The sequence below is a fragment of the Jatrophihabitans sp. genome, from assembly GCF_035474675.1.
Classification (GTDB): domain Bacteria; phylum Actinomycetota; class Actinomycetes; order Mycobacteriales; family Jatrophihabitantaceae; genus Jatrophihabitans_A.
The window spans coordinates 1-7,828 of the sequence record NZ_DATINC010000108.1 but is presented as its reverse complement, the minus strand read 5'-3'; the positions used below and the strand labels follow the sequence as shown (position 1 = coordinate 7,828).

The window sequence follows — 7,828 nt, the reverse complement described above, 5'->3', positions numbered from 1 at the left end:
GCGAACTCGTCGTGCACCAGGTCCGACGGGTCGTCGTCGCGCATCGCGATCTCTTCCAGCACCACGGTCCGCTCGATGTCGACGTCGGCGGCGGCGATGGTGGCGTTGAGCACCACGTCGGCGATGATGTCGACCGCGATGGGCAGTTGCTGGTCGAGCACGGTGGCGTAGAAGCAGGTGTGCTCCTTCTCGGTGAAGGCGTTGAACTCGCCGCCGATGGTGTCCATCGCCCGCGCGATGTCCAGCCCGGACCGGTGCTTGGTGCCCTTGAACAGCAGGTGCTCCAGGAAGTGGCTGGCGCCGGCCACCGACGGCGACTCGTCGCGCGAGCCGACCCCGACCCAGATGCCGACGCTGGCCGACCGCACCCCGGGCATCGCCTCGGTGACGATCCGCAGGCCGCCGGGCAGCACGGTCCGCCTGATCACGCCACCGCCGGTGGCGGCCAGCGTCCTGGTCTTCGCGCGTGTGCTCACGCTGACAGCCTAAGCGGTGCCGCCGACGGTTCCGGTGCCAGCGGCCAGCACCGCCCGGGCCAGGGCCAGCGTCTCCGGCTGGAACAGCACCAGCCGGGCCAGCCGTACCGGGCCGGCTGCTGCCGCCGCCGCCCGCAGCTCGCCGATCGCCAGCTCCACGGCCGCCGGCACCGGCCACCGGTAAGCGCCCGCCGAGATCAGCGGAAACGCGATCGACCGGGCGCCCAGCCCGGCGGCCACCCGCAGCGACTGGCGGTAGCAGGAACGCAGGATCTCGCTGCGGTCCTCGTCCTCGTCGAAGACCGGCCCGACGGTGTGGATCACCCAGCGGGCCGGCAACCGTCCGGCGATGGTGGCCACCGCGGCACCGGCCGGCAGCCCGTTCGGGTAGTCGCCGGCCCGCAACGCCCGGCAGGCCCGGCCGATCTCCGCACCACCTCTGCGGTGGATCGCCCCGTCCACCCCGGAGCCGCCGAGCAGGCTGGAGTTGGCGGCGTTCACGATCGCGTCCACCTGCTGGTCGGTGATGTCGCCGAGCACGACCTCCAGCTGCATTCCGCTGCTCCCCAGGGCTACCGGGCCCGCCGGGCCCAGGCCTCGGGGTCGGCCACCAGGGCGCGCACGTGCGCCGGCAGCTCACCGGTCAGCAGCTGCCGCAGCGAGGTCTCGTCCAGCACCCGGCGCAGGCTGGCCCGGACCGCCACCCAGAGGCCCGGCAGGTGCTCGGCCAGGCCGGTGTAGTTCATCTCGTCCGGACGCAGCCCGCGGACCTCGGCCAGCGGCCCGTCGACGGCCCGGATCACCGAGCCGATGGAGATCTCCGCGGCCGGCCGGGCCAGTGCGTAGCCGCCGTCGGCACCGCGCATCGACCGGACGATGCCGGCCCGGCGCAGGTCTCCCAGGATCGCCTCGACGAACTTGCGGGGCAGTTGCTGCTCGCCCACCACCACGTCGATCTTGACCAGGTTCGGTTCCTGGTCGGCCAGCACCAGCAACGCCCGCACCGCGTAGTCGCTCTTCGCCGAGATCTCCACCCCGGCATTGTCGCAAAGCCGGTGGGAAAGTAGGAAAAGCAGCGCGGCCAGCCGAACGGCCAGTGAGCCAGTCAGCCGCAGCTGGATGGCCAGCTAGCCCAGTCAGCGGCAGCCGAACGGCCAGTGAGCCGGTCGCTCAGCGGGCGGCCAGCACGCTGGCGTGCTGGGACGGCCGCAGCCATACCCGGCTGCCGACCTGCAGGTCCAGCGCGTCAGCCTGACCTCGGGTGAGCTGCACGGCGGTGTCGAATTCCGCCGCGTCCGGCACGCTGTCGGGATCTCCGTTGGTGGCCTGCGCGCCGGCGGTGTGCAGCTCGGCCCGCACCTGGAAGCCCACCCGGGCCAGCCGGCGCACGGTGGCCGGTACCGCCCCGGTGCTGTCGGCGGTCAGCACCTCGATGTCGTGCGGGCGGACCAGGTGCTCGCCGAGCCGGGTGACCGGCCCGAGGAAGCCCATCACGAACTCGTTGGCCGGGTGGTCGTAGAGCTCGTTGGGGCTGCCGACCTGCTCGATCCGGCCGGCGTTGATCACCACCAGCGAGTCCGAGACCTCCAGCGCCTCCTCCTGGTCGTGGGTGACGAACACAGTGGTGACGTGCACCTCGTCGTGCAGCCGGCGCAGCCAGTCCCGCAGCTCCTTGCGCACCTTGGTGTCCAGCGCGCCGAACGGCTCGTCCAGCAGCAGCACCTTCGGCTCGACGGCCAGCGCCCGGGCCAGCGCCATCCGCTGCCGCTGGCCGCCGGACAGCTGGGACGGCATCCGGTCGGCGAACTGCTCCAGGTGCACCAGTTCCAGCAACTCGGTCACCCGCTGCCGGATCTCGGCCTTGCCGCGCTTGCGGATCTCCAGGCCGAAGGCGACGTTGCGGTAGACCGACAGATGCTTGAACGCCGCGTAGTGCTGGAACACGAAGCCGACGTTTCGGCGCTGCGGCGGGATGCCTGAGACCTCCACCCCGTCGATCACCACCGACCCGCTGTCGGCCTCCTCCAGGCCGCCGATGATCCGCAGCAGGGTGGACTTGCCACCGCCGCTGGGACCCAGCAGCGCGGTCAGCTGGCCGCTGGCGACGGTCAGGTTGACCTCGTCCAGCGCGACGAACGCGCCGAACCGCTTGGTGATGGCGCGGGCTTCAATGCCCATTACCCGTCCTTCCCGTGGGGGCGCAGCAGCGAGATGACCACGATGCACAGCGCCGCCACCGCGATCAACACCACCGACAGCTGGTAGGCCCCCGGTTCGAACTGCTCGGCCCGCTCGTCGACCAGCAGCGTCACCGTCTGGGTCTGCCCGCCCACGTTGCCCGACACCACCCGAACGGCGCCGAACTCGCCCAGCGTGCGGGCGATGCTGAGCACCACGCCATAGGCCAGCGCCCACCGGATGGTGGGCAGGGTGATCCGGACGAACCGCTGCACCGCGTTGGCGCCGAGCGAGCGGGCCGCCTGGTCCTGCTCCAGGCCGGTCTCGTTCAGCACCGGCAGCACCTCGCGGACCACCAGCGGCAGCGACACGAACGCGGTGGCCAGCACCATGCCCGGAGTGGCGAAGATGACCTGCAGGCCGGCGTTCTGCAATGCCGGGCCGAACCAGCCGGTGGTCCAGCCGAAGGCGAGCACCAGGGCCAGGCCCACGATGATCGGCGACACCGAGATCGGCAGGTCGATGGCCAGGTCCAGCAGCGCCCGGCCCCGGAACCGGTAGCGGGCCAGCAGCAACGCCGCCCCGACGCCGAACACCGTGTTGACCAGCACCGCCGAGCCCGCCACGATCGCGGTCAGCCGGAACGCTGCGATCGCCTCCGGGCCGCTGATCGCGTCGACGAAGGCGGCCGCGCCCTGGTCGACGGTGCGCCAGAGCACCAGGCCGACCGGCAGCGCCACCAGCAGGCCCACGTAGGCCAGCGCCACCAGCCGCAGCACCCACCGGCTGGTGCTGACCCGGCGCCGGGACGGGCGCGGCCGGGACGGCGTCCCGGTCGCAGCTGCCGCCCGGTCGGGAGTCGTGCTCAGCACAGCCGGCTCAGCCACGGCTGGCCGCCCAGGACCGCAGGCCGTTCAGGGCGGCCAGCACCAGCACGCTGATTACCAGCAGCACGGTCGCGGTGGCCGCCGCGTCCGGCAGGTAGCCGCTCTCGATCTGCTGGTAGATGTACTGCGAGGCGACCTCGGTGCGGGGCAGCTGGCCCGAGATCAGCACCACCGAGCCGTATTCCCCCATCGCCCGGCCGAAGGCCAGCGCGGCGCCGGATGCGATGGCCGGCGTGATGGCCGGCAGCACGATCCGCACGAACGTCCGGACCGGGCCGGCACCCAGCGACGCAGCGGCCTGCTCGGCCTCGGTCTCCAGGGACAGCAGCACCGGCTCGACGGTGCGCACCACGAACGGCAGCGTGACGAACAGCAGCGCCACCAGCACGCCCGGCCGGGTGGCGTACCAGGTCACCCCGATGGGGCTGTTTGGGCCGTACAGGGTGGTCAGCACCAGCCCGGCCACGATGGTCGGCAGCGCGAACGGAATGTCGATGAGCACCTCGACCAGCCGCTTGCCGGGAAACTCCTCGCGCACCAGCACCCAGGCGACCAGGGTGCCCATTACCGCGTTGACCAGGCTCACCCCGGCGGCGGCCAGCACCGTCAGCCGGATCGCCGCCACCGCCTCAGTAGTGCTGACGGCCGCCCAGAAATCCCCGGGTCCGGCGCCCACGGCCCGGCTGACCACCGCTGCCAGCGGAACGAGCACCAGCAGGCTCAGCCAGAGCACCGCCAGTCCCAGTCCGGTGCCGGAGGTGACGCCGAGCGGTGCCCGCTCGGTTTCGGGGGGAACCGAACGGGCACCGCGGCGCCGGACCGTGCCGGCCGGAGCGGCCGACAGCTCAGCCATCCGAGCCGGACGCGATCCTGGTCACGATGCCGGTGGCCTTGTCGAAGTACTTCTTGTTCACCGCGCTCCAGCCGCCGAGGTCGGCGATGGTCTGCAGCTTGGCCACGCTCGGGAACGGGTTGGCCGGGTCGTTGGCGCCGGGCACCGTGCCGGCGCTGACGCCGTCGAGTGCCGGCCGGTATCCCTTGCTGGTGAAGATCTGCTGGCCCTCGGCGCTCTCCACGAACGCCAGGAAGTCCTTGGCACGCTGCGGTGCGGTCTTGGTCACCGCGGCCGGGTTCTCGATCAGGATCGACTCGGCGGGCACCAGGTAGTCCAGCGACTGGCCTTTCTGCCGGGCCGCGATCGCCTCGTTCTCGTAGGAGATCAGCACGTCACCGGTGCCGTTGAGGAACGTCGAGGTGGCATTCGCCCCGCTGGTCGGCTTGCTGACCACGTTGGCGAAGAACGCCTTCAGGTACTCCTGGGCCTGCGCCTCGGTGCCGCCGTCGGCCAGCACGTGGGAGTAAGCGGCCAGGATGTTCCACTTCGCCGAGCCGGACGAGCCCGGGTCCGGGGTGACGATCTTGACGCCGGGCTTGATCAGGTCGGCCCAGCCGGTGATGTGCAGCGGGTTGCCCTTACGGGTCGCGATCACCACCACCGACTTCGACACCAGCCCCTTGGTGGGACCGGAGTTCCAGCCGGCGTCGACGAACTTGGGCACCAGCTTGGTCAGGTCCGGCTCCAGGGAGAAGGCCACGTAGTCGGCCGCCTGGCCGTTGCTGACCGCCTGGCTCTGGGTGCCGCTGGCGCCGTAGGACGAGGCCCAGCTGGTTCCCTTGCCCTGCTCGGTGGCGGCGAAGGCCTTCTGCAGCGCCTCGTAGGCGGGCTTGGGCACCGAGTAGGCCACCAGCGAGAGCTTGCCGCCGGACGAGGCGTTGGACGACGAACAGCCGGTGACGGCCAGCAGGACGGCTGCCGCGGACAGCAGCACGGCACCGGCACGGCGGGCGATCGTCATGGCGACTCCATTGGTTCTGTCTTTCCGATCGGACTACAAGACAATACCGAGACTGACTGCGACAACCAACCCCGCGTCGCTGGCATTCCCCCAGTGGCGCGCCGGCCCGGTACGCCTGCGGGTGTGCGCTGCCCCGGCAAGCTTCCGGGGGTCAGGACGCCGGCCGGACCGCTCCGGGAATGCCCCCGCCGCTACCGGCCGTATGGATCAGCAACATCATCAGGTCGTCGGTTCGCTGGCCGGTCCGGGCGCCGTTGGAGATGCCCAGGTCGCCGCACTGGCCCAGCCGGGCGATCAGCACCACCGGCGGGCCGTCGGAGTACCGGACCTCGATCCGGTAGGCCTCGCTGTCCGGGCGCAGCTCCCGGTCGAACGAGCCCACGCTGTCCGGTTCGCGGCACTTGATCAGGCCCAGCTGGGTGGCCCGGGACAGGCCGGGCGGCAGGGCGTTGACGGTGTCCGTGAAGGAGCGCAGTGCGGGCCCGGACAGCTCCCTGCCCTGCTCCAGCAAGCCGACGCTGTAGCGGCACACGCTCGCCGACACCGGCTCGCCGGGGATCAGTGCCTCCGCCATGCCGGCCCGGCTGGACGTCGCCGAGCCCGGCATGCCGGCCACGTCGGTCACCGTGGAAGTGCACCCGTGGGCGTCGGCGGTGTCCACCCGCAGGCTGTCGGCGAGGTCCTGACCGGTCTGGCCGCTGGCCGGCATGACCAGCACCGACGCGTGCAGTTCCGGCACCACATAGGCGAACGCGGGCCGGCCGAGGTAGGCCGAACCCTCCAGCCGGGTGGCCGCCAGACCGCTGATGGTGGTGGAACGGGTGCTGGTCACCTTGTCCGGCGACATCGGCTCGGAAACCGAGGAGAACTGGACGATCGTGAACCCCGGATGCGCCGGCCGGAGGCAGAGGGGGGCGCCGACCGGCAGCTCGACGACGCTGCTGGTGAGCGAGCAGCCGTAGCCGGTCACCGGCCAGGAGGCCGGCACGGTGATGCTCAGGCCGTGGAAGGTGACGACCTGCAGGTCCGGACCGACCGGTGCGGTGCTGATCCCGTTCCCGGCCGGGCCGTGCGGAGCGGGCGGGCGGCGATCCTTGTCGAGCACTCTCGGCAAGCCGACCGCGATCGCGGCGGCGAGCACGACGGTCAGCACCCCGGCGGCAAGCTGCCAGCCCAACGGAGCGGGACGCCGCGGCGGTACCGCCGGCAGCTCGGGCACCGGTTGGTCCGCGACGGCCGAGCGGGCCAGCCGTCCCCAGTCGGCGAGCCGGGCGTCCAGGGCGGCATCGGGTTCCGGGCTTTCCGGGTTTCCCTGTCCCGCGGTGTTCTGCCTCATGCGATCTCCAGCCAAGCGCGCAACGCGGACCGGGCCGCGCCGAGATGGGTCTTCACCGAGGACTCGCTGATGCGCAGCACCGCGGCCACTTCGGTCACCGAGAGGTCGGCCAGGTAGTGCAGCGTGATGACCTGGCGCTGCCGGCGCGGCAGCCGGGCCACCGCCCGCTCCACGTCGATGCGGTCGGCGCTGGGCGCCGCGCCCGTCTCGGGGGCAACCGGCGAATCCTGCGAATCCGGCCAGGAGCGGTGCCGGCGCAGTCGATGCCGGCGGGCCCGGTCGAGCAGGATGGCCACCAGCCAGGCCCGCACGGTGCCGCGGTCCGGGTCGAAGGTGTCGCGCCGCCGCCAGGCACGCAGCAGCGCCTCCTGCACCACGTCGGCGCCCGCCGCCGGCCCGACCTGCCGGTCGGCGAGCACTCTGAGCACGCTGAGATGAGGCTTCACCCAGGCCGCGAAGCCGTCCGTGGAATCCGGAGTCACGCCGCTCAGAGCGGCATCGGACCGGACGTCCGAGCTCATCGCGTCATCACACCACTGATACGCCGCCGCCCTGGCTGGCCGGTCTAGTCCGTTACCCACCGGTGATGCAGCGGCACCCGCTCAGCGCCGGTTTATGCCAAGACGCCGGTTCCCCGCCGCAGAGCGCTCGGTTTCGTATCCGTTCCGGCCGCCAGGGCGTGCGGATCGGATACGAAACCCCGCGGGCATCGGCTGGGCGCCGCGGCGGGAAACGCCGAGAGGGGCGGGGAAGACTCCCCCCGCCCCTCTCGGCGCATCATGGCTTTCTGGCGTGCGCTGCCTACTCCGCAGCGGCGCCGGACTCCGCCGGTTCCGCGGCACTGTCAGCGTCGTCCTTGACCGGCACCAGGCTGATCTTGCCGCGCTGGTCGATCTCGACGATCTCGACCTGCAGCTTGTCGCCGACGTTGACCACGTCCTCGACCTTGCCGATCCGCTTGCCGTTGCCCAGCTTGGAGATGTGCACCAGGCCGTCCTTGCCCGGCAGCAGCGAGACGAAGGCGCCGAACGCCGCGGTCTTGACCACGGTGCCCAGGAACCGCTCGCCCACCTTGGGCATCTGCGGGTTGGCGAT

10 protein-coding genes are annotated in these 7,828 nt (G+C 71.8%); all 10 read right to left on the bottom strand.

What is annotated here, in order from left to right; all coding sequences use genetic code 11:
- The coding region (locus VLJ82_RS13025; protein ID WP_408663789.1) for a M16 family metallopeptidase at window positions 1-476 on the bottom strand (476 nt) is incomplete at its 3' end.
- A 9-nt stretch (window positions 477-485) separates the two neighbouring features.
- Window positions 486-1,031 carry an O-acetyl-ADP-ribose deacetylase gene (locus VLJ82_RS13020; protein WP_408663788.1) on the bottom strand — a complete coding sequence of 182 codons (546 nt, stop codon included), beginning with the start codon at window positions 1,029-1,031 and terminating at the stop codon, window positions 486-488.
- A 17-nt stretch (window positions 1,032-1,048) separates the two neighbouring features.
- Window positions 1,049-1,510, bottom strand: a complete 462-nt coding sequence (locus VLJ82_RS13015; protein WP_408663787.1) for an RrF2 family transcriptional regulator — start codon at window positions 1,508-1,510, stop codon at window positions 1,049-1,051.
- 136 nt (window positions 1,511-1,646) lie between these two features.
- The gene (locus tag VLJ82_RS13010) at window positions 1,647-2,654 is read right to left on the bottom strand and encodes a sulfate/molybdate ABC transporter ATP-binding protein (protein WP_408663786.1); all 1,008 of its coding nucleotides are present in this window, start codon (window positions 2,652-2,654) and stop codon (window positions 1,647-1,649) included.
- Entirely contained in the window at window positions 2,654-3,541 is an 888-nt protein-coding gene (locus VLJ82_RS13005; protein ID WP_408663785.1) for a sulfate ABC transporter permease, read from the bottom strand. Before VLJ82_RS13005 ends, VLJ82_RS13010 begins: the two co-directional genes overlap by 1 nt.
- Window positions 3,534-4,394 (bottom strand): sulfate ABC transporter permease subunit CysT, encoded by an 861-nt coding sequence (gene cysT / locus VLJ82_RS13000; protein WP_408663784.1) that lies wholly within the window; start codon window positions 4,392-4,394, stop codon window positions 3,534-3,536. Before cysT ends, VLJ82_RS13005 begins: the two co-directional genes overlap by 8 nt.
- Window positions 4,387-5,397, bottom strand: a complete 1,011-nt coding sequence (locus tag VLJ82_RS12995) for an extracellular solute-binding protein (RefSeq protein ID WP_408663783.1) — start codon at window positions 5,395-5,397, stop codon at window positions 4,387-4,389. Before VLJ82_RS12995 ends, cysT begins: the two co-directional genes overlap by 8 nt.
- Window positions 5,398-5,548: 151 nt before the next feature.
- Entirely contained in the window at window positions 5,549-6,733 is a 1,185-nt protein-coding gene (locus VLJ82_RS12990; protein ID WP_408663782.1) for a hypothetical protein, read from the bottom strand.
- On the bottom strand, window positions 6,730-7,254 hold the full coding sequence (locus tag VLJ82_RS12985; RefSeq protein ID WP_408663781.1) for an RNA polymerase sigma factor: 525 nt from the start codon (window positions 7,252-7,254) through the stop codon (window positions 6,730-6,732). The genes VLJ82_RS12990 and VLJ82_RS12985 overlap by 4 nt, the downstream gene beginning before the upstream one ends.
- Before the next feature lie 280 nt (window positions 7,255-7,534).
- A partial coding sequence (locus VLJ82_RS12980; RefSeq protein WP_408663780.1) for a S1 RNA-binding domain-containing protein occupies window positions 7,535-7,828 on the bottom strand: 294 nt, incomplete at its 5' end.